The 20,031-nt window shown below is 63.2% G+C and carries 17 protein-coding genes; 1 reads left to right on the forward strand and 16 read right to left on the reverse strand.

The window, feature by feature from the left end:
- Nucleotides 1-50: 50 nt before the first annotated feature.
- From csrA to acs, 16 genes are all read right to left on the reverse strand, one after another.
- Nucleotides 51-239, reverse strand: coding sequence for a carbon storage regulator CsrA (csrA, locus tag HU772_RS17445; RefSeq protein WP_003254503.1), 189 nt, complete (start codon nucleotides 237-239; stop codon nucleotides 51-53).
- Nucleotides 240-406: 167 nt separating this feature from the next.
- A complete protein-coding gene (locus HU772_RS17450; protein ID WP_028691060.1) occupies nucleotides 407-1,642 on the reverse strand; it encodes an aspartate kinase in 1,236 nt (411 codons plus the stop codon).
- A gap of 82 nt (nucleotides 1,643-1,724) precedes the next feature.
- Nucleotides 1,725-4,349: an alanine--tRNA ligase gene (gene alaS, locus HU772_RS17455; RefSeq protein ID WP_186661750.1), complete on the reverse strand. Its 2,625-nt coding sequence runs from the start codon at nucleotides 4,347-4,349 to the stop codon at nucleotides 1,725-1,727.
- Between the two features lie 378 nt (nucleotides 4,350-4,727).
- The gene (gene astE / locus HU772_RS17460; protein WP_186661752.1) at nucleotides 4,728-5,735 is read right to left on the reverse strand and encodes a succinylglutamate desuccinylase; all 1,008 of its coding nucleotides are present in this window, start codon (nucleotides 5,733-5,735) and stop codon (nucleotides 4,728-4,730) included.
- 10 nt (nucleotides 5,736-5,745) lie between these two features.
- Entirely contained in the window at nucleotides 5,746-6,033 is a 288-nt protein-coding gene (locus HU772_RS17465; protein WP_134690889.1) for a topoisomerase II, read from the reverse strand.
- A gap of 16 nt (nucleotides 6,034-6,049) precedes the next feature.
- Entirely contained in the window at nucleotides 6,050-7,399 is a 1,350-nt protein-coding gene (astB, locus tag HU772_RS17470) for an N-succinylarginine dihydrolase (RefSeq protein WP_186661754.1), read from the reverse strand.
- Nucleotides 7,400-7,422: 23 nt separating this feature from the next.
- Entirely contained in the window at nucleotides 7,423-8,886 is a 1,464-nt protein-coding gene (gene astD, locus HU772_RS17475; protein ID WP_186661756.1) for a succinylglutamate-semialdehyde dehydrogenase, read from the reverse strand.
- Complete coding sequence (gene astA, locus HU772_RS17480) at nucleotides 8,887-9,915, reverse strand: arginine N-succinyltransferase (protein ID WP_186661757.1); 1,029 nt, start codon at nucleotides 9,913-9,915, stop codon at nucleotides 8,887-8,889. It abuts the gene before it with no gap.
- A gap of 55 nt (nucleotides 9,916-9,970) precedes the next feature.
- Nucleotides 9,971-10,990, reverse strand: a complete 1,020-nt coding sequence (gene aruF / locus HU772_RS17485; protein ID WP_186661758.1) for an arginine/ornithine succinyltransferase subunit alpha — start codon at nucleotides 10,988-10,990, stop codon at nucleotides 9,971-9,973.
- 139 nt (nucleotides 10,991-11,129) lie between these two features.
- Nucleotides 11,130-12,350, reverse strand: a complete 1,221-nt coding sequence (locus HU772_RS17490) for an acetylornithine transaminase (RefSeq protein ID WP_186661759.1) — start codon at nucleotides 12,348-12,350, stop codon at nucleotides 11,130-11,132.
- A gap of 341 nt (nucleotides 12,351-12,691) precedes the next feature.
- Nucleotides 12,692-13,672, reverse strand: coding sequence for a transcriptional regulator ArgR (gene argR, locus HU772_RS17495; protein WP_186661760.1), 981 nt, complete (start codon nucleotides 13,670-13,672; stop codon nucleotides 12,692-12,694).
- A 102-nt stretch (nucleotides 13,673-13,774) separates the two neighbouring features.
- Entirely contained in the window at nucleotides 13,775-14,539 is a 765-nt protein-coding gene (locus HU772_RS17500; protein WP_186661761.1) for an ABC transporter ATP-binding protein, read from the reverse strand.
- 22 nt (nucleotides 14,540-14,561) lie between these two features.
- On the reverse strand, nucleotides 14,562-15,260 hold the full coding sequence (locus HU772_RS17505; protein ID WP_186661762.1) for an ABC transporter permease: 699 nt from the start codon (nucleotides 15,258-15,260) through the stop codon (nucleotides 14,562-14,564).
- Nucleotides 15,257-15,946 carry an ABC transporter permease gene (locus tag HU772_RS17510; protein ID WP_028691070.1) on the reverse strand — a complete coding sequence of 230 codons (690 nt, stop codon included), beginning with the start codon at nucleotides 15,944-15,946 and terminating at the stop codon, nucleotides 15,257-15,259. Before HU772_RS17510 ends, HU772_RS17505 begins: the two co-directional genes overlap by 4 nt.
- Nucleotides 15,947-16,037: 91 nt before the next feature.
- Nucleotides 16,038-16,823, reverse strand: coding sequence for an ABC transporter substrate-binding protein (locus HU772_RS17515; protein WP_186661763.1), 786 nt, complete (start codon nucleotides 16,821-16,823; stop codon nucleotides 16,038-16,040).
- Nucleotides 16,824-17,326: 503 nt separating this feature from the next.
- Complete coding sequence (gene acs / locus HU772_RS17520; RefSeq protein ID WP_186661764.1) at nucleotides 17,327-19,288, reverse strand: acetate--CoA ligase; 1,962 nt, start codon at nucleotides 19,286-19,288, stop codon at nucleotides 17,327-17,329.
- A gap of 406 nt (nucleotides 19,289-19,694) precedes the next feature.
- On the opposite strand from acs, the gene HU772_RS17525 reads away from it, so the two are divergent.
- Nucleotides 19,695-19,949 (forward strand): DUF2790 domain-containing protein, encoded by a 255-nt coding sequence (locus tag HU772_RS17525; RefSeq protein ID WP_186661766.1) that lies wholly within the window; start codon nucleotides 19,695-19,697, stop codon nucleotides 19,947-19,949.
- Nucleotides 19,950-20,031: the final 82 nt, after the last annotated feature.

The following is a 20,031-nucleotide window of genomic DNA, read 5'->3' on the forward strand; positions in this document are numbered from 1 at the left end:
CACACCCTTCCTCGTTTGCAACCCTTTTTTTGAAAAAAACTTCAAAAAAATTAAAGGCTTGGCTCCTCGTCCTTCTCTTTCTTGATCCGCAGGTAGATTTCCTCGCGGTGAACAGCCACTTCCTTGGGCGCGCTAACGCCAATACGCACCTGGTTGCCTTTGACACCCAGGACCGTCACGGTGATCTCACCGTCACCAATGATCAGGCTCTCGGCGCACCGACGAGTCAGAATCAGCATAGTTTTCTCCTCACTTGAATCTTCAGGGACAACAGTCTTTGTTAACGAGGCCTGCCGGGGACGACGGCATAAGGCCCGGGACAACTGCCGGCGGCGCCTGGACAGGGACACCACCAGCGGGCAAAAACGCGAAGGGCGCGGCAAGCCGCGCCCCTCCAGGCAGCGCCTTACTCGCCCTGTCGGGCGGGCGCATCGAGCTCGAACGCGGTGTGCAGCGCGCGCACGGCCAGCTCCAGGTACTTCTCTTCGATCACCACCGAAACCTTGATTTCGGAGGTGGAGATCATCTGGATATTGATGCTCTCCTTGGCCAGGGCTTCGAACATGCGGCTGGCGACACCCGCGTGGGAGCGCATGCCGACACCGACGATCGACACCTTGGCGATCTTGGTGTCGCCGATCACTTCACGCGCGCCGATTTCACGGGCGGTGTTCTCCAGCACGCTCAGCGCCTTCTCGTACTCATTGCGGTGCACGGTGAAGGTGAAGTCGGTGGTGTTATCGTGCGAGACGTTCTGCACGATCATGTCGACTTCGATGTTGGCCGCGCTGATCGGGCCGAGGATCTTGAAGGCAACGCCTGGGGTATCCGGGACGCCACGAATGGTCAGCTTGGCCTCATCACGGTTGAAGGCGATACCGGAAATGATCGGCTGTTCCATGGATTCCTCTTCATCGATGGTAATGAGGGTACCCGGACCCTCCTTGAAGCTGTGCAGCACGCGCAGCGGGACGTTGTACTTGCCGGCGAACTCAACCGAGCGGATCTGCAGCACCTTGGAGCCGAGGCTGGCCATTTCCAGCATCTCCTCGAAGGTGATCTTCTCCAGGCGCTGGGCCTGGGGCACGACACGCGGGTCGGTGGTGTAGACGCCGTCGACATCGGTGTAGATCTGACACTCGTCAGCCTTCAGCGCCGCCGCCAGGGCCACGCCAGTGGTGTCGGAGCCGCCACGGCCGAGGGTGGTGATGTTGCCGTGCTCGTCGACGCCCTGGAAACCGGCCACCACCACAACACGCCCGGCCTTGAGGTCGGCGCGGATCTTCTGGTCGTCGATCTGCAGGATGCGCGCCTTATTGTGCGCACTGTCGGTGAGGATGCGCACCTGGTTGCCGGTGTAGGACACCGCCGGCACGCCGCGCTTCATCAGGGCCATGGACAACAGGGCGATGGTGACCTGCTCGCCGGTCGAAACGATCACGTCCAACTCGCGCGGTTCCGGCTTGTCGGTGATCTGCTTGGCCAGGTCGATCAGGCGGTTGGTTTCCCCGCTCATCGCCGACAGCACGACCACCAGGTCGGTGCCTTGCTCGCGGAATTTCTTGACCTTGTCGGCAACCTGCTCGATCCGCTCGATGGAACCGACAGAGGTACCGCCAAATTTCTGTACGATCAACGCCATTTCAAAGGTGCCTCAGCCCTCAAGGGCCCCAAAAAACAATCCAACATGAAGCGGCCGGTGACTGGACACCGGCCGCCTCATCTCAAAGACCCTGCTCGGCGAACGGCACGGCCAGGGCCAGGGCCTGGTCCAGCGCGGCGACGTCGACGCCACCGCCCTGGGCCATGTCCGGACGACCACCGCCCTTGCCACCCACCACTGCAGCGGCTTGCTTCATCAGATCGCCAGCCTTGAGTTGGCCGGAGAGGTCCTTGGTCACGCCAGCCACCAGCACGACCTTGCCCTCATGCTCGCTGCCCAGCAGGATCACTGCATGGCCGAGCTTGTTCTTCAGTTGATCGACGAGCGCCAGCAGAGCCTTGCCATCCTGCCCATCCAGGCGGGCGGCAAGCACCTTGGCACCCTTGACCTCAACGGCCGCGTTGGAGAGATCATCCCCGGCGGCGCTGGCGGCCTTGGCCTGCAACTGCTCGAGTTGCTTTTCCAGCTGGCGGTTGCGCTCGAGCACAGCCGACAGCTTGTCGATCACATTGTCGCGATTACCCTTGACCAGCTGCGCGGCTTCCTTGACCTGCTCTTCGGCAGCGTTCAGGTAGGCCAGCGCGGCGGCACCGGTGATCGCTTCGATACGGCGCACGCCAGAGGCCACGCCGCCTTCGCTGATGATCTTGAACACGGCGATGTCGCCAGTGCGCTTGGCATGGATGCCACCGCACAGCTCGACGGAGAAGTCACCGCCCATGCTCAGCACGCGCACGGTGTCGCCATACTTTTCACCAAACAGCGCCATGGCGCCCTTGGCCTTGGCAGTCTCGATATCGGTCAGCTCGGTTTCGACCGGGGTGTTCTTGCGCACCTCGCGGTTGACGATGTCTTCCAAGGCCTTGATCTGCTCAGGCTTGACCGCCTCGAAGTGGCTGAAGTCAAAGCGCAGGCGCTGGCTGTCCACCAGCGAGCCCTTCTGCTGCACGTGCTCGCCCAGGACCTGGCGCAGCGCCTCGTGCAGCAGGTGGGTGGCCGAGTGATTCAGCGAGGTGGCGTGCTGCACCTCGGCGTCGACCTTGGCCTCGACCGGCGAGCCGATGACCAGCGCGCCACTGGCGACCACGCCGTGGTGCAGGAAGGCACCGCCAGTCTTGGTGGTGTCACGCACATCGAAGCGCGCGGCGCCGGCTTGCAGGTAGCCAGTGTCGCCGACCTGGCCACCGGACTCGGCGTAGAACGGCGTGCGATCGAGGACCACGACGCCCTCCTCGCCTTCACCCAGTTGATCGACCGCTTGGCCATCCTTGTACAGGGCGATGATCTTGCCCTGGCCTTCGGTGGCGTCGTAACCGAGGAAGTCGGTAGCGGTGTCGACCTTGACCAGGCTGTTGTAGTCCATGCCGAAGGCGCTGGCGGAGCGGGCACGCTCGCGCTGGGCCTCCATCTCGCGCTCGAAGCCGACTTCGTCGATGCTCAGTTCGCGCTCGCGGGCGATGTCGGCAGTCAGGTCCATGGGGAAGCCGTAGGTGTCGTACAGCTTGAACACCACGTCGCCCGGTACCACCTTGCCCTGCAGCTGGGCCAGGTCTTGCTCGAGGATGCGCAGGCCCTGCTCGAGGGTCTTGGCGAACTGCTCTTCCTCGGTCTTGAGCACGCGCTCGATGTGCGCCTGCTGGCTCTTGAGCTCAGGGAAGGCTTCGCCCATCTCGGCCACCAGCGCGGCGACGATCTTGTGGAAGAAGCTGCCCTTGGCGCCGAGCTTGTTGCCATGGCGGCAGGCCCGACGAATGATGCGGCGCAGTACATAGCCACGGCCTTCGTTGGAAGGCAGCACGCCATCGGCGACCAGGAAGCCGCAGGAACGGATGTGGTCGGCAACCACCTTCAGCGAAGGCTGGTCGTCATTGCTGCAACCAATGGCTTCGGCGGCGGCGGCCAGCAGGCTCTGGAACAGGTCGATCTCGTAGTTCGAGTGCACGTGCTGCATCACCGCACTGATGCGTTCCAGGCCCATGCCGGTGTCCACCGACGGCGCCGGCAGCGGATGCAGAACGCCATCGGCGGTGCGGTTGAACTGCATGAAGACGTTGTTCCAGATCTCGATGTAACGGTCGCCGTCTTCTTCCGGCGAGCCGGGTGGGCCGCCCCAGATGTCGGCGCCGTGATCGTAGAAAATCTCGGTGCATGGGCCGCACGGGCCGGTGTCGCCCATGGTCCAGAAGTTATCGGAGGCGTACGGGGCGCCTTTGTTGTCGCCGATGCGCACCATGCGCTCGGCCGGCACGCCGACTTCCTTGGTCCAGATATCGTAGGCCTCGTCATCGCTGGCGTAGACGGTGACCCACAGTTTTTCCTTCGGCAGGTTCAGCCACTTGTCCGAAGTCAGGAAGGTCCAGGCGAAAGTGATGGCGTCGCGCTTGAAATAGTCGCCGAAGCTGAAGTTGCCCAGCATCTCGAAGAAGGTGTGATGACGGGCGGTGTAGCCGACGTTTTCCAGGTCGTTGTGCTTGCCACCGGCGCGCACGCATTTCTGGCTGCTGACCGCGCGGGTGTAGGCGCGCTTTTCCTGGCCGAGGAAGCAGTCCTTGAACTGGTTCATGCCGGCGTTGGTGAACAGCAGGGTCGGGTCATTGCCCGGGATCAGGGAGCTGGAGGCAACGCGAGTATGTCCCTGCTCTTCGAAGAAGCGGAGGAAGGCTTCACGGATTTCTGCGCTTTTCATAGGTTCTTCCACGGAAACGGCGGCCACACGTCGAATCGACGAAACGACGGCAAAGGGCCGCATTATATCGGTCCTGCAGTCTCGGTGCAGTGTGTTTGTGCGATAGATGCCGTCGGTTGGACGGTTTATCAGACTAAAGCAGTTGGAAACGGCATGACCGCGATGCTAAAGCCAGGGTTTCGCTGCTGGCAAGCCAATTACGGTCCTGGGACGGGGAAAATTAACAGGTTGGTGAATTAAAAGAATTTCATCACCGAAGGGATCCAAAACCAGTCAAGCGCAGAACGCTCCTGTAGGAGCGGCCTTGTGCCGCGAAAGGGCTGCGTAGCAGCCCCAGGATTTCCATGTTGAGCAAAGATCGCCGGGGGCGCGCAAGCCTCAGGCCAGGCGTTGGCCCGAATCCGGCACGATCAGGATACCGGCGCGCAACCCATTCTTGACCTTGGGGTTGGGGAAGATGATCCGCGCACCCTCTTCCTCGACCACCCAGCGCGTCTCGGCCAGGTCCTCGGCCAGCAGGTAGCCCTTGCTCAGCTCGGAGAAGTTCTCGATGTCCGCCGGCAGGTGCAGGTGGAAACTGTCGCTGTGCTTGATGATCTCGCGGGCGACACTGAACAGCTTGAGGCCCTCGAGGGACTGCTCGGTCTGCGGTTCGCTGTCTTCGATAAGCTGGATCAGCCGGGTTTCGAGCCTGTCGAGATTGACCTCTTCGTTCTGTCCGAACGGACGAGCCTTGCCAAGCTCCAGGGTGAAGGCTTCGGCATCGAGCTGCTCGTAGGTAAAGGCGCTGAAAGTGATCGACGACTTGCTCTGCAGCAGGACTGCTTCCATGCCGGCCGCCGCAAGACGGGCAAGCTCGCGACGAGAGTGCGTGCGCCCCTCTTTGAAGGGATACAGGGCGAACTGCTCGATCTTGGACCCACGAATGGCGGTATGCAGGTCGTAATGCAGGCGGGTGCGCTCGGGCTTGCTGAAAAACACTCGGGCAAACTGTTCGAGCTCCGCGGCGCGCAGTGCCTCGAAACCACTGGACAGCTCGTGCCGACCATTGAACAGGCGGTTGATGTCCTGCTCGATGAAACGCTCGCCCTTGCGGATCGCCGCCGGATTGCCGAACAGGAACAAGACGCGCGCGCGCGGCTTGATCTTGCCGTTGGCCACCCCATGCAGCAGGCGCTCGAGCAACTCGATCGGTGCCGTCTCGTTGCCATGGATACCTGCCGAGAGCAGCAGGTCGAGCCCACAATCCTCACCTTCGGGAGGACGCACTTCCAACGCGCCCTCCCCCAGCCAGCGCAAACGCACGCCCCTGGTGGTCACTTGGGTCTTCTCGGCCGGTTCGTGATCGGTCAGGGTCAGCTCAAGCAGTTTGCCAAGGGCGAGCATAGGCGCTTCCTTAGTGGTGGTGGCCGCAATCCGGGCCATGGACGTGGTCGTCGTCACCGGCATCGGCCGGTTCCATTTCCAGTTGCAGGCTGACCAGGTTGGTGGCCATCGGGCGCAGCAGCAGGTTGGCGTACTCGGTGTCGTCTTCTTCGACATCCACGCCAATCAGCAATTGGCCGCGGCCATCCTGCTGAATCCACACTTCCTTGCCTTGCCAGACCACGGCAAAACGCGTGCAGGAGGTTTCCAGCTGGGTGCCGTCTTCATCTTCCAGGATCAGGCGCAGGGCGTCGGACATCAGGGTTTTCTCTCTATCAAGGTTGGCGTTGGAACGGATAGACCGAACCCAGCTTGAGGATCTGGGTCAGTTCATCCAGTGCCGTGCGGCACTCGACCAGCAACTGCGGATCGGCCAGGTCCGCTTCGCCAAGGCGATCGCGGTAGTGCCTGTCGACCCACTGCACCAGGGTGTCGTACAGCGAGGCGGTCATGATAACGCCTTGGTTGACCGCCGCCAGTTCGTTTTCCTTCAACGCCACGCGCAGGCGCAGGCAAGCCGGGCCGCCGCCGTTCTGCATGCTCTGCTTGAGGTCGAACACCTTGACCTCCTTGATCGGGCCACCCTGGCTGGTCAGCTGGCCCAGATACGCCCAGACGCGCTCGTTGTTGCGGCATTCCTCTGGCACCACCAGCAGCATCGAGCCGTCCTCGCGGCTGAGCAGCTGGCTGTTGAACAGGTAGGAACGCACCGCGTCCTCCACCGTCACCGCCGAACGCGGCACACAGATGGCCTGGAAGTTGCCACCCTTGCTGGCCAGTTTAGCCTGCAGTTGGCCAAGCACCGCGTCGGTGTCGAGGAAGGCGTCCTCGTGGTAGAACAGCACCTCGCCGTTGCCCACCGCGATCACATCGTTGTGGAACACACCCTGGTCGATCACCGCCGGGTTCTGTTGAGCGTAGACCACGCCATCGTCGCGCAGGCCGTGCAACCGGGCCACCGCCTGCGAGGCTTCCAGGGTCTGGCGCGCCGGATACTTCTGCGGCGCGGGGTAGCGGCTGTCGAAGGCACTGCGGCCATAGACGAAGAACTCGACGCCGGCATCGCCGTAGGCACGGCAGAAGCGGGTATGGTTGGCCGCGCCCTCGTCACCGAACTGGGCCACCGCCGGCAGCGCCTGATGATGGGCGAAGACCTTGTCGTCATTGAACATGGCGCCCAGCACGCGACTGGTGGTCGGGTGCTCGATGCTGCGGTGGTACTTGCAGTTGAGGTTGGCGGCGGTGAAGTGCACGCGGCCGTCAGCGGTGTCGGCGCTGGGGCTGACGGTGGCGGCGTTGGCCACCCACATGCTCGAGGCCGAGCAACTGGCCACCAGCAGCGGCATGGCCTCCTTCGCGGCGCGCTGGATCACTTCGGCGTCGCTGCCGGTGAAGCCCAGGCGACGCAGCGCGGCCACGTCCGGGCGCTCCTGCGGCGCCAGCACGCCCTGCTGGAAGCCCATTTCCATCAGCGCCTTCATTTTCGCCAGGCCCTGACGCGCCGCCTCGCGCGGGTTGGAACCCTGCTGGCTGTTGCTCTGCGAGGCCACGTTGCCGTACGACAGGCCGCCGTAGTTGTGGGTCGGCCCCACCAGGCCATCAAAATTCACTTCATAGGATTTCATCGGCTAAGCTCCGAGACCTGTTGTTATAGGGTGACGCCCGGCGTCAGGGTCGCCGGCAGTGCAAGGCTTGCGGTCTCCAGCGAAGCCACAGGGTAGGCGCAGTAGTCCGCCGCGTAGTAGGCGCTGGCGCGGTGGTTGCCGCTGGCGCCGACGCCCCCGAACGGCGCGCTGCTGGCGGCACCGGTCAGTTGCTTGTTCCAGTTAACGATGCCAGCGCGGCTGCGCAGCCAGAAGTGCTGGTAGCGGGCATTGGAATCCGACAACAGGCCAGCGGCCAGGCCGTACTGAGTGTTGTTGGCCTCTTCGATCGCCGCGTCGAAGTCGGTGTAGCGAATCACCTGCAGCAGCGGCCCAAAGAACTCTTCATCCGGGCGCCCAGGCACACCGGTGACATCAATGATGCCTGGGGTGAGCAAGGCGGCGCTGGCCTGGGGCTGGGTCATCTCCAGCAACGCCACCGCGCCCTTGCCGAGCAACTCGGCCTGGGCTGCCAGCAGTGCGCGAGCGGCCTGCAGCGAGATCACCGAGCCCATGAATGGCGCGGGCTGCTGGTCGAACGCGCCGACGCTGATGCCACGGCAGACCTCGACCAGGCGCTGGATCAGCGAATCACCCCACGCGCCCTGCGGCACGAGCAGGCGACGGGCACAGGTGCAGCGCTGGCCGGCAGAGATGAAAGCCGACTGGATGATGGTGTACACCGCCGCGTCCAGGTCCTTGACCTCATCGACCACCAGCGGGTTGTTGCCGCCCATTTCCAGGGCGAGGATCTTGTCCGGGCGGCCGGCGAACTGCTGGTGCAGCAGGTTGCCGGTGCGGCTGGAACCGGTGAAGAACAAACCGTCGATGCCCGGGTTGGCAGCCAGTGCCACGCCGGTTTCACGAGCGCCCTGGACCAGGTTGAGCACGCCGGCCGGCAAGCCGGCCTCGATCCAGCACTGGACCGTCAGCTCGGCAACCTTCGGCGTCAGCTCGCTGGGCTTGAAGACCACGCAGTTGCCGGCCAGCAGCGCCGGCACGATATGCCCATTGGGCAGGTGGCCGGGGAAGTTGTACGGGCCGAACACCGCGACCACGCCGTGGGGCTTGTGCCGCAACACGGCAGTAGCGTCGGCCAGCGGGCCGCTCTTCTCACCGGTGCGCTCGCGATAACTCTGCACCGAGATGGCGACCTTGTTGACCATGCTGGTCACTTCGGTGGCCGACTCCCACAGCGGCTTGCCGGTTTCTTCACCGATGCAGCGCGCCAGTTCTTCGGCTCGCGCCTTGAGCTTGTCGGCAAAGGCCTCCAGCACGCTTGTACGCGCCTCCAGGCTCAACGATGCCCAGGCCGGGAACGCTTGGCGGGCAGCCTGGACGGCAGCCTCGACCTGGGCCGCATCGGCGCCCTGCCCCTGCCAGATCACTGCCTGGCTGACAGGATTGAGCGATTGCAGGGCTTCGCCCTGGCCAGCCAGCCATTGGCCGGCGATGTAATGCGTGGTCATTTATTGAGCCTCCCGACCGGCGGACAGCGGTACCGCGCGGACGTTGTCGCCAGCCCCCAGGCGCAGGCGCTTGGCGGTTTGCGGGTCGACCACCAGGGTGCCGGCCGCCAGACGGGCGGGCGCGGCGGTGATGCGGCAGTCTTCGCGCTTGCGGTTGTGAATGATGTAGGGCGTGGCGTCATCACCAGGGGTACCGACCGCCAGCACCAGGGTTTCGCTGTCGCGCACGGCACGAATCTTCGACGTCTCGCACTCGATGGCCGGGCCAGCATCGAAGATGTCGACGAAGCCTTGGTAGTTGAAGCCCTCGCGCTTGAGCATCGCCAGGGCAGGCTCGGTGTCGCTGTGTACGCGGCCGATGACATTGCGCGCCGCCTCCGACAGGAAGCAGGTGTACAACGGGAACTTGGGCATCAGCTCGGCGATGAACGACTTGTTGCCCACGCCGGTGAGGTAGTCGGCCTGGCTGAATTCCATCTTGAAGAAGTGCCGGCCAAGGCTTTCCCAGAACGGCGAACGCCCCTGCTCGTCGGACATGCCACGCATCTCGGCGATGATCTTGTTGCCGAACAGCTCGGGGAACTCGGCAATGAACAGCATCCGCGCCTTGGACAGCAGGCGACCGTTGAGGCCACTGCGGTAGTCGCTGCGCAGGAACAACGAGCACAGCTCAGAGTTGCCGGTCAGGTCGTTGGCCAGGAACAGGGTCGGGATCTCGCGGTAGATGTTCAGCTCCTGCGAGGCGCTGACGGTCAGGCCGACCCGGTAGTTGTACCAGGGTTCGCGCAGGCCGACGGCACCGGCAATGGCGCTGATACCGACCACCAGGCCCTCGTCGTTTTCCAGCACGAACAGGTAGTCGGTATCGCCGCGCTCGGCTTCGCCGCGGAAGCTCTTCTCGGCCCAACCAACGCGGTGGCCGAGGCGCTCCTCGTTGGCCGGCAGCGTGGTCAGCCCGGTGGTGCCAGTGCTGCGGGCCAGCTCGATCAGCGCGGGTAAATCGCTGCTGCGTACAGGACGAACGATCATGCTATCTCCTTGTGCGGCGGCCTGTGCCTGCCGCGAAACTCTCTGTTGCGCCAACTCAGACCGCGACCAGGCGCACGCTGGCACCTTCGCCGACACCCAGGGCCTCGGCGGCCTCGCTGTTCAGGCTGACCGGTTTTCCCGGCACCCAATCCAGCTCCAGCAACACCGCGCGGTAGTCCTGCAACTGGCCGTTGCACACCAGATAGGGGCGCCCGCCCTTGGCTGGCGCATCGTCGAGCTTGACCGGCACCACCCGGCTCTGGGCAATCGAGCGGATGCCCGAGGTGCGCGCATGCAGGGTTGGGCCACCGTCGAAGATGTCGATGTAGTGCTCGGTCTCGAAGCCCTCGCGCATGAGGATATCGAAGGTGATCTGTGCCCGCGGATGCACCTGGCCCATGGCCTCCTGGGCCTCGTCGGCCAGCAGCGGCACGTAGATCGGGTAATGCGGCATCAGCTCGGCGAGGAAGGTCCGGCTCTTCAGCCCGCACAGGCGCTCGGCGTCGGCATAGTTGAGGTCGAAGAAGTTGCGCCCGATGGCATCCCAGAACGGCGACTCGCCCTGTTCGTCGCTGTAGCCGACGATCTCGGTCACCACCGATTCGGCGAAGCGCTCGGGGTGCGCGGCCATGAACAGCAGGCGCCCTCGGGAGTTGAGCTCGGCGAAGGCGCTGTTGACCAATTCCGGCAGCACGTAGAAGCTGGTCAGCAGGCTGTTGCCGGTGAGGTCGTGGCACAGCGACAGGACATGGATCTTGTTGTGGATCTTCAGCTCGCGCGAGGCATGCACGAAGGTCTCGTTGCGGAAGCTGTAGAACGGCTCGGAGTAACCGGCCGAGGCGACGATGGCCGAGCAGCCGACCAGTTTTCCGGTGGCGCTGTCCTCGAGCACGAAGAAATAGCTCTCCTCGCCGTTGAAACTCACTTCGGCGGCGAACGAGGTTTCCGAGGCGGCGATCTTGTCGCCCAGGCGAGCGGTGTCGTCCGGCAGCGAGGTGACACCAATGGGGCTGTCGGCAGCCATGCGCTGCACTTCGTTCAGATCCGCCATTTGCGCGGGGCGCATCACCAGCATGGTGTCACTCCTTTCGGGAAAGCACGCCGATCACATCGGCACGGAAAAACGGCGGGCACGCGCCACCACCTGCAAGCAGGTGCCCGCACTGGAATTCAGGTTTCGCCGGCCCGGCGGGGCCGGCGAAAGGACCGCAGGATCAGCCCTGGGTCAGTTTGCCCACGGCACGCTCGAAGCGCGCCAGGCCTTCATCGATATCGGCATCCTCGACCACCAGGCTCGGGGCGAAGCGCACCACGTCCGGACCGGCCTGCAGGACCATCACGCCTTCCTTCTCGGCGGCATTGAGGATGTCCTTGGCCTTGCCTTTCCAGGCGTCGCTGAGCACGCAGCCAATCAGCAGGCCGACACCGCGCACCTGGGTGAACAGGCCGGCTTCCTGGCCAATCTTCTCCAGGCGGGTCTTGAAGCGCTCGTGCTTGGCCTTGATGCCCGCCAGAGTTTGCGGGGTATTGACCACATCAAGCACGGCGCAGGCCACGGCGCAGGCCAGTGGGTTGCCGCCATAGGTGGTGCCGTGGGTGCCGACGGCCAGGTGCTTGGCCAGCTCGCTGGTGGTCAGCATGGCGCCGATCGGGAAACCACCGCCCAGGCTCTTGGCGCTGGTGAGGATATCCGGGGTGACGCCGTAGTGCTGGTAGGCGTACAGCGAACCGGTACGGCCAACGCCGGTCTGCACTTCATCGAAGATCAGCAGGGCATTGTGTTCATCACACAGCTTGCGCGCGCCCTCCAGGTAGTCCTTGTCGGCCGGGACCACGCCGCTCTCGCCCTGGATCGGCTCGATGACCACGGCGCAGGTCTTGTCGGAAATCTGCGCCTTGAGCGCTTCCAGGTCGTTGTAGGGCACATGGCTGATACCAGTGATCTTCGGACCGAAGCCGTCGGAATACTTGGGCTGGCCACCAACGCTGACGGTGAACAGGGTGCGACCGTGGAAGCTGTTCACGGTGGCGATGATCTCGTGCTTCTCCGGGCCGAAGCGGTCATGAGCGACGCGACGGGCCAGCTTGAAGGCGGCCTCGTTGGCCTCGGCGCCGGAGTTGCAGAAGAACGCGCGCTCGGCGAAGGTCGCGTCCACCAGCTTGTGCGCCAGGCGCAGGGCCGGCTCGTTGGTGAATACGTTGGAGACGTGCCAGAGGGTATTGGCCTGTTCGGTCAGTGCCTTGACCAGCGCCGGGTGGCAGTGGCCGAGGGCGTTGACCGCGATGCCGCCAGCAAAGTCGATCAGCTCGCGCCCGGTCTGGTCCCAGACTCGGGAACCCTCGCCTCGCACAGGAATGAAGGCCGCCGGGGAGTAGTTGGGAACCATGACCTGGTCGAAATCGGCACGTTGCACCGGGGCTTGCTCAACGGACATCTGAGTCTCCTGAAGAGGAACGCTGGCCAGGAAGTGGCGAGCGATGGAGCGATTGTAAGGACTGATCGGCGCCTGTCCTTGCTGCCAGGCGACAACTTGTTACAGCGCCAAACCGTGTTTTCACGCGGTTTTCGGCAATGCGACAAACAGTGTCGCATTCGCGCAGTGTACGGGAGAGAGGGGGCTGGGTGAACGGGTGTGCACATCAAGAAGAAAGGCAGCCTGCGCCGGCCTCTTCGCGGGCAAGTCCACCCCCACAGGATGGTGCCGCACCTGAAAACGACAGATTACCTGTGGGAGCGGGTTTACCCGCGAAAGGGCCAGCACAGGGAATAGATAAATCAGCCCTTCTCGGCCGGCGCCGAACTGAGCTCGAACGGGCTGCTGCTGCGCCGCTGGTTGCGGTCTTCACGCGGCGTGGCGCCAAAGAAGTTGCGGTACGCACTGGAAAAATGCGGCCCCGAGGAGAACCCGCAGGACAAGCCGATCTGGATGATCGACTTGCTGGTCTGCATCAGCATCTGCCGCGCCTTGTTCAGGCGCAGCTCCAGGTAGTACTGGCTGGGCACGCGATTGAGGTACTGCTTGAAGATCCGCTCCAGCTGACGGCGCGACACGCACACATGCTGGGCGATCTCGTCGGTGGTCAGCGGCTCCTCGATATTGGCTTCCATCAGCAACACCGCCTGGGTGAGCTTCGGATGGCTGGAGCCTAGACGATTCTGCAGGGGTATACGCTGGCGCTCGCCACCTTCGCGAATGCGCTCGACCACCAGCTCCTCCGACACCGCCCCCGCCAGCTCCGCGCCGTGATCCCGGGCCAGCAGGGCCAGCAGCAGGTCGGTCACCGCCATGCCGCCGCACGCGGTCAGGCGATCACGATCCCAATCGAACAGATGGCTGGTGGCGATCACCTTGGGGAAACGCTCGCTGAAGTCATCCTGCCAGCGCCAGTGCACGGCGGCGCGGTAGCCATCGAGCAAGCCCAACAAGGCCAGCGGATAGACCCCGGCAGACAGCCCGCCAATCATGCAACCACTGCGTGCCAGCTGCTTGAGCGCTGTCGACAGCGCCGAACCGACAGCCGCTGGCGGCTCATCGGCCAGCAGGAACAACTTGTGACAGCCCTCCAGGCGACCGTTCCACGGTTCGCCCGGCAGGCGCCAGCTGCCCTCCTGCCCGGCCTCGGCCTGCAGATAGAGCAGTTCGTAGGCCACGTCCGGATGCACCCGCTGGGCCACCAGCAACACTTCTTCCGCCAGCGCCAGGGTCAGCGGCTTGGTGCCGGGCCAGATGAGAAATCCGATTCGCTGGGTGGTCATAGGGCGTGGTCCGAAACCTGGAAAGAAGGGTTCGCGCTTGTGGCGCCAGGGCATGCTGCGTGCGTTGCGCAGCATGCCCCATCATGGTGCAAAGTGCAGCCTTTACTTCAGGCTACCGGAAAGGAACTGCTTGAGGCGCTCGGACTGCGGATTGACCAGCACTTCGCGCGGGCAACCGCGCTCCTCTACCAGGCCCTTGTGCAGGAACACCAGCTGGTTGGAAACCTCGCGGGCAAACCCCATCTCGTGGGTGACCACGACCATGGTGCGGCCTTCCTGGGCCAGCGACTGCATGACCTTGAGCACATCCCCCACCAACTCAGGATCAAGCGCCGAGGTCGGTTCGTCGAACAGCATCACCTCCGGCTCCATGGCCAGGGCACGGGCAATCGCCACCCGCTGCTGCTCGCCACCGGACATGTGGCCCGGGAAGGCGTCCTTGCGATGGGCCACGCCCACCTTGGCCAGGTAATACTCGGCCTTCTCCAGTGCTTCCTTCTTGTTCACGCCCAGCACATGCACCGGCGCTTCGATGATGTTCTCCAGCGCGGTCATGTGCGACCACAGGTTGAAATGCTGGAACACCATCGACAGGCGCGAACGCATGCGCTGCAGCTGCTTGGGATCGGCGGCCTTGAGCGCGCCATCCTTGCCGGCCACCAGCTTGAGCTCTTCGTTGTTGAGCAGGATCTTGCCCGCATGCGGCTGCTCGAGCAGGTTGATGCAGCGCAGGAAGGTCGACTTGCCCGAGCCGCTGGAGCCGATGATGCTGATCACATCGCCCGCCTTGGCTTCCAGCGAGACACCCTTGAGCACCTCGTGGCTGCCATAGCGCTTGTGCAGGTCTTGGATTTGCAGTTTGTACATGCTGTCGGTTCTCACAGAGCGGTCAGTGCTTGCGCGGCGCCAGGTAGCCGAGCCAACGGCGTTCGGCCAGCTTGAACAGGCGCACGAGGATGAAGGTCAGGCACAGGTAGAACACGCCCGCCGTGATGTAGGCCTCGAAAGGCAGGTAGTACTGGGCATTGACCGTGCGCGCGGCACCGGTGATGTCGATCAGGGTGACGATCGACGCCAGGCTGGTGGTCTGCAGCATCATGATCACTTCGTTGCTGTACTGCGGCAGCGCCCGACGCAATGCCGAAGGCAGCAGGATGCGGCGGTACATCTTCATGCGCGACATGCCGATGGCCTTGGCCGCCTCGATCTCGCCATGGGGCGTGGCCTTGAGGCTGCCGGCGATGATCTCGGCGGTGTAGGCGCTGGTGTTGACGGCAAAGGCCAGGCAGGCACAGAAGGTCGCGCTGGACAACCACGGCCACAGGAAGCTCTCGCGCACCGCCTCGAACTGGGCCAGGCCGTAGTAGATCAAAAACAGCTGCACCAGCATCGGCGTGCCGCGGATCACATAGGTGTACAGCCAGGCGCTCATGTTCACCAGCGGCTGCTTGGACACCCGCATCAGGCCCAGCGGGATGGCCGCCAGCAGGCCAAAGAACAGCGACAGCGCCAGCAGCTTGAGGGTGGTCAGCAGGCCACCCAGGTACAGCGGCATGGCTTCCCAGATGACGTTGTAGTCGAAGATCATAGTTCAGCCGCCTTGACGCCCACCGAGTAGCGCTTCTCGAGATACTTCAACGCCAGCAGCGAGACACTGGTCAACACCAGGTACAACGCCGCCACCGCCAGGAAGAAGGTGAAGGGTTCGCGGGTGGCATCGGCCGCCTGCTTGGCCTTGAACATCATGTCCTGCAGGCCGACCACGGAAATCAGCGCGGTCGCCTTGGTCAACACCAGCCAGTTGTTGGTGAAGCCCGGGATCGCCAGGCGAATCATCTGCGGCACCATGATCCGGAAGAACACCTGCACACCGCTCATGCCATAGGCCGCGCCCGCCTCGGCCTGCCCCTTGGGAATACCCAGGAAGGCGCCACGGAAGGTTTCCGAGAGGTAGGCACCGAAGATGAAGCCCAGGGTGCCGATGCCGGCGACCAGGGGGTTCAGGTCGATGTAGTCGTCATAGCCGAGCAGCGGCGCCACCCGGTTAATGATGTCCTGGCCGCCATAGAAGATCAGCAGGATCAGGACCAGGTCGGGGATGCCACGGATGACCGTGGAGTACAGATCCCCTAACCAGGCCAACCAGCGCACCGGCGACAAGCGCAGCGCCACGCCGATCAGGCCGAGGACGATGGCCAGGGCCATCGACGACAGGGCGAGCTGCAGCGTCAGCCACGCTCCGTCGAGGATGACTGCCCCATAGCCTTTCAACATGATTCGGATTCCTCAGGGCTTGGGAATGAAAAATGGTGCAAACCTCAGAGATTCTGCTGTTTGCACCATTACACAGGTGTATCTCGACGTCTTACTTGGCGTCAGGGCCGTAGATGTCGAAATTGAAGTACTTGGCTTCGATCTGCTTGTACTTGCCGTTGGCACGGATCGCGTCGATGGCCGCGTTGATGCGGTCGGCGTTGGCCTTGTCACCCTTGCGCACGGCGATACCGACGCCATCACCGAAGTACTTGGTGTCGGTGAAGGCCGGGCCAACGAAGGCGAAGCCCTTGCCAGCGTCGGTCTTCAGGAAGCCGTCCTCGAGCAGGGTGGCGTCGGCCACGGTACCGTCCAGGCGGCCGGCGGCGACATCGAGGTAGATTTCGTTCTGGGTGCCGTAAGGCACGACGGTGGCGCCTTGCGGGGCCAGGACTTCCTTGGCGAAGCGGTCGTGGATGGAGCCGCGCTGCACGCCGATCTTCTTGCCCTTGAGCTCGACCAGGCTGTCGCTGACGGTGGTGCCTTCCTTCATGACCAAGCGGGCCGGGGTCAGGTAGTAGCGCTTGGTGAAGTCGACCGACTTCTTGCGATCGTCAGTGATCGACATGGACGACAGGATGGCGTCGATCTTGCGCACTTTCAGCGCCGGGATCAGGCCGTCGAACTCCTGCTCGACCCAGGTGCACTTGGCTTTCATCTCTTCGCACAAGGCATTGCCGATGTCGTAGTCGAAGCCGGCCAGGCTGCCGTCGGGCTGCTTGAAGGCGAAGGGTGGGTAGGCGGCCTCGATACCAATCTTCAACGGCTTCTCGTCGGCCTGCGAGACCAGGGAAAACATGGAAAGCGCCAGGGCGCCAAGCAGTGCGAGCTTCTTCATCAGGTAACTCCATCGGTACGGGGCAATACAAGGCAGTTGTAACGGCTGCCCGATATGCGAATGGGTACAACGCGAGCCGCGCAGGGTTCGACCAAGGTCGCAGACCACGAGCGAGTGAGTGGCATTTTAGCGACAGCCCGGTAGTCGATATTTCTTCAAAGCGACAACTAGTTACAGAAGCGCCTGGAACCGCGGCGGGCGATATTGACAGCTCCTGCGGATTATGCAAGAGCAAAAAAGAAATAACCCATACACAAAGCAATAAGCGGGCCCATTATTGGCAAAGCCTTGTATTCCGGCAAGTGCAGCGTGCCGCAGCGCAAGAAATGCTCGCAAAAACGCACCGTTCTGGCACGTGAATGTTTCTGCAGGCCCCGGTTTTGTGCGAAATAGGTGACAGCGAAAGGTTACCGATGAATGTCGGAGTAACACCTCTGTAGCAAAGCAAAAGCCCCGCCGGTTGCCCGGCGGGGCTTTGTTCATCGTTTCAGGGCGGTCGACGATCAGGCGGAAGCCAGGCTCATCGCCTTGTGGGTGTCGATCAGGTGCTGCACCACCCCCGGGTCGGCCAGGGTCGAGATATCCCCCAGCGCATCGTATTCACCGGTGGCGATCTTGCGCAGGATCCGGCGCATGATCTTGCCCGAGCGGGTCTTCGGCAGCCCCGGCGCCCACTGGATCACATCCGGCGAGGCGATCGGGCCGATTTCCTTGCGCACCCAGTTCTTCAGCTCCAGGCGCAACTGCTCGCTCGGCTCCACACCGGCATTGAGGGTGACATACACATAGATGCCCTGCCCCTTGATATCGTGCGGCACACCCACCACCGCGGCCTCGGCCACCTTGGCATGGGCGACCATGGCGCTCTCGATCTCGGCGGTGCCCATGCGGTGGCCGGAGACGTTGAGCACATCATCCACGCGACCGGTGATCCAGTAGTAGCCATCTTCATCGCGACGGGCGCCGTCACCGGTGAAGTACATGCCGCGGAAGGTCTTGAAGTAGGTATCGACGAAACGGTCGTGATCGCCGTACAGCGAGCGCGACTGGCCCGGCCAGGAATCGAGGATCACCAGGTTGCCCTCGGCGGCGCCTTCGATCAGGTTGCCCAGGTTGTCCACCAGCGCCGGCACCACACCGAAGAACGGACGGGTCGCCGAGCCTGGCTTGAGCGCGGTGGCACCCGGCAACGGGCTGATCAGCACGCCGCCGGTCTCGGTCTGCCACCAGGTGTCGACGATCGGGCAACGCTCCTTGCCCACGGTCTTGTAGTACCAGTTCCAGGCCTCGGGGTTGATCGGCTCGCCCACCGAGCCCAGCAGGCGCAGGCTGGAGCCATCGGCACCGGCCACCGCCGCCTCGCCTTCGGCCATCATGGCGCGGATGGCGGTAGGCGCGGTGTAGAGGATGTTGACCTTGTGCTTGTCGACGATCTTCGACACCCGGGTGATGTCCGGGTAGTTCGGCACGCCTTCGAACAGCAAGGTAGTGGCACCGTTGGCCAGCGGGCCGTAGACGATGTAGCTGTGGCCGGTGACCCAGCCGACGTCGGCGGTGCACCAGTAGACCTCGCCCGGGCGGTAGTCGAACACGCGCTCGTGGGTCAGCGCCGCATACACCAGGTAACCACCGGTGGTGTGCAGCACGCCCTTGGGCTTGCCGGTGGAACCGGAGGTATAAAGGATGAACAGCGCTTCCTCGGCGCCCATCTCTTTAGGCGCGCAATGGCTGGAGGCGACCTTCATCAGGTCCTCAAACCAGATGTCGCGATGCTGGTGCCAGGCGATATCACCACCGGTGCGCTTGCACACGATGATCTTCTGCACGCTGTTGGTTTCAGGGTTGGTCAGGGCCAGGTCGACGTTGGCCTTGAGCGGCGTGCGACGGCCGCCACGCAGGCCTTCGTCGGCAGTGATCACCACCTTGGACTTGCAGTCGATGATGCGTCCGGCCAGAGCCTCGGGCGAGAAGCCGCCGAACACCACCGAGTGGATCGCGCCGATGCGGGCGCAGGCCAGCATGGCGACCACGGCCTCGGGGATCATCGGCATGTAGATGGTCACCACATCACCACGGTGCACGTCCTGGCCACGCAGGGCGTTGGCGAACTTGCAGACCTGCTCGTGCAGTTCGCGGTAGGTGATGTTGCGGTGCTCGGAAGGGTCATCGCCCTCCCAGATGATCGCCAACTGGTCGCCACGCGCTTCGAGGTGACGATCCAGGCAGTTGTAGGAGACGTTCAGAGTGCCGTCGGCGAACCACTTGATATCGACGTGGTGGTCGTCGAACGAGGTCTGCTTGACCTTGGTGAAGGGCTTGATCCAGTCCAGACGCTGGGCCTGCTCGCGCCAGAAGCCGTCCGGATTGATCACCGATTGCTGGTACATGGCCTTGTAGGTGGCCTCGTCGGTCAGGGTACTGGCCGCAACCTCGGGACGAACGGGATACAGTGGAGCCGCACTCATCTGTGTTACCTCGGTGTAATAGTTGTTTTTGTATGGAACCGTTTGTAACTGTACCAGAGCAGCAAACACCATTCGACGTTGGTAGTAACGCGCCGCCCCGGCAACCCGCTGTTTGAACCGGGCCGCTCTAGCACATGGCATTCAGTCATCCCATGCAGCAACGACAGTGAATACCTGGGGGATTGTTACAGATTCTGTCAAAAGACTTTATCAAAACCCCCTCTGTTTCAGCCCCGGCCACCCTCCTAGAATTCACCTCGCCAGCAACGGCAACGCGATTAACTTGGTAACAGCCCCCACCCAGGCAAAGTTAATTCGCAGCTCATCCTGATAGTTGAAACTTGCTGTACTCGCGGCGCCCTCAGCGCCGCGTGCCCCCTCACGACCTTAGATAGGTAAATAGAAAATGAAAGCTTTACTGGTATTGGTACTTGGCAGTCTTTGCGGCGCGGCAATGGCCGGCGAGGCAAACAATGCCGAGCAGATTCCGGTTGAACAGTACAGTTATTCGCAGCACCTGGACATCGCCCGTGTTATTTCCATGAGCGAAGTGCCTAATGTTTGCGAAGTCGTACCCGCCCGCATGACCTACGAAGACTCCAAAGGTCAGAAGCACATTCTCGAATACCGCGTGATGGGGAACGGCTGCTCCAACGGCTGATTGCCGATGCCCAAGGGGCCGCCCTGCGGCCCTTCGCGGGAAACACCATCAACTCGCCATGAGCAGGCTCATGCACAGCCCA

It is taken from the genome of Pseudomonas xantholysinigenes (assembly GCF_014268885.2).
GTDB classification, from domain to species: Bacteria; Pseudomonadota; Gammaproteobacteria; order Pseudomonadales; family Pseudomonadaceae; genus Aquipseudomonas; species Aquipseudomonas xantholysinigenes.

Coding starts and splice junctions, on each gene's coding strand:
- csrA (WP_003254503.1), bottom strand. CDS start 239: ATGCTGATTCTGACTCGTCGGTGCGCCGAGAGCCTGATCATTGGTGAC.
- HU772_RS17450 (WP_028691060.1), bottom strand. CDS start 1,642: ATGGCGTTGATCGTACAGAAATTTGGCGGTACCTCTGTCGGTTCCATC.
- alaS (WP_186661750.1), bottom strand. CDS start 4,349: ATGAAAAGCGCAGAAATCCGTGAAGCCTTCCTCCGCTTCTTCGAAGAG.
- astE (WP_186661752.1), bottom strand. CDS start 5,735: ATGCTCGCCCTTGGCAAACTGCTTGAGCTGACCCTGACCGATCACGAA.
- HU772_RS17465 (WP_134690889.1), bottom strand. CDS start 6,033: ATGTCCGACGCCCTGCGCCTGATCCTGGAAGATGAAGACGGCACCCAG.
- astB (WP_186661754.1), bottom strand. CDS start 7,399: ATGAAATCCTATGAAGTGAATTTTGATGGCCTGGTGGGGCCGACCCAC.
- astD (WP_186661756.1), bottom strand. CDS start 8,886: ATGACCACGCATTACATCGCCGGCCAATGGCTGGCTGGCCAGGGCGAA.
- astA (WP_186661757.1), bottom strand. CDS start 9,915: ATGATCGTTCGTCCTGTACGCAGCAGCGATTTACCCGCGCTGATCGAG.
- aruF (WP_186661758.1), bottom strand. CDS start 10,990: ATGCTGGTGATGCGCCCCGCGCAAATGGCGGATCTGAACGAAGTGCAG.
- HU772_RS17490 (WP_186661759.1), bottom strand. CDS start 12,350: ATGTCCGTTGAGCAAGCCCCGGTGCAACGTGCCGATTTCGACCAGGTC.
- argR (WP_186661760.1), bottom strand. CDS start 13,672: ATGACCACCCAGCGAATCGGATTTCTCATCTGGCCCGGCACCAAGCCG.
- HU772_RS17500 (WP_186661761.1), bottom strand. CDS start 14,539: ATGTACAAACTGCAAATCCAAGACCTGCACAAGCGCTATGGCAGCCAC.
- HU772_RS17505 (WP_186661762.1), bottom strand. CDS start 15,260: ATGATCTTCGACTACAACGTCATCTGGGAAGCCATGCCGCTGTACCTG.
- HU772_RS17510 (WP_028691070.1), bottom strand. CDS start 15,946: ATGTTGAAAGGCTATGGGGCAGTCATCCTCGACGGAGCGTGGCTGACG.
- HU772_RS17515 (WP_186661763.1), bottom strand. CDS start 16,823: ATGAAGAAGCTCGCACTGCTTGGCGCCCTGGCGCTTTCCATGTTTTCC.
- acs (WP_186661764.1), bottom strand. CDS start 19,288: ATGAGTGCGGCTCCACTGTATCCCGTTCGTCCCGAGGTTGCGGCCAGT.
- HU772_RS17525 (WP_186661766.1), top strand. CDS start 19,695: ATGAAAGCTTTACTGGTATTGGTACTTGGCAGTCTTTGCGGCGCGGCA.